The organism is Calidithermus chliarophilus DSM 9957, from assembly GCF_000430045.1.
Classification (GTDB): domain Bacteria; phylum Deinococcota; class Deinococci; order Deinococcales; family Thermaceae; genus Calidithermus; species Calidithermus chliarophilus.
Map to the genome: position 1 here is coordinate 1442681 of NZ_KE387023.1, position 909 is coordinate 1443589.

1 protein-coding gene is annotated in these 909 nt (G+C 75.8%); it reads right to left on the reverse strand.

The annotated features are described in order from the left end of the window. The coding region (locus MEICH_RS24015) for a tetratricopeptide repeat protein (RefSeq protein ID WP_036218429.1) at window positions 1–909 on the reverse strand (909 nt) is incomplete at both ends.

The following is a 909-nucleotide window of genomic DNA, read 5'->3' on the forward strand; positions in this document are numbered from 1 at the left end:
GCAGCTCGAGCGCCCGGGCCAGGGCGGGCGCGGGGTCTTTGCCCAGGCGGGCTCGCACCACCGCCAGCCGGGCCCAGGCCATGCCCAGCAGGTTGGGGTCCTGGGCGTGCCGGGTGAGCCACTCGAGGTGCCCGGCGGCCTCGGCGGGGCGGCCCAGCAGCATGTAGGCGTAGGCCACGTTGGAGCGCAGCAGCTCGGTGACCACGTAGTTGCCCAGGGCCAGGGCCTCCTCCGCGTGCGGCAGGCCCTCCGCGGGGGTGCCCTCGGCGTTGTGGGTGTACTGCAGGTCGTTGGCGGCGAGGATCTGGTTGGCGGAGCTGCCCATCGCCTTCGACTCGCGCAGGGCCTCGTGCAGCAGGGCCTTGGCCTCGGCGAAGCGGCCCTGGCTGCCGTAGGCGAAGCCCAGCACCGAGAAGAGGTGGAGCCGCTCGAAGCTCGGCGGGCGGGCGCGGTAGCGGGGGAGGAGGGGCTCGAGCACCTCCAGCGCCTCCTCCCCGCGCCCCAGGCGCATGAGGATGAAGCCCCGCGAGAAGCGCATCTCGTCGGCGAGCTCCTCGTCGCCGGCGCCCTCGGCCAGGCGCAGCGCCTCCTCGATGGCCGCCTCGGCCTCGGCGTGGCGCCCCTGCCACATGGCGGCGGTCTGGAGGGCGTCGAGGGCCTTGATGCGGGCGTGGGGGTCGTCGGAGTGCTCCAGGATGTCCCGCGCCAGCCGCTCGGCCTCGCCCAGGCGGCCCAGGGCCACGAGCGGGTAGGTCAGCATGACCTGGGCCTCCCGCCGCTGCGCCGCGTCGGCGGCGGTCTGCAGGGCCTGCTCGTAGAAGCGCACCGCGTCGTCGAAGCGGCCCAGGCGGTGGGCCATGGCCCCGGCCTCGAGCAGCCAGGGGGTGGCCCGGCCCGGCTCGCCGCCCT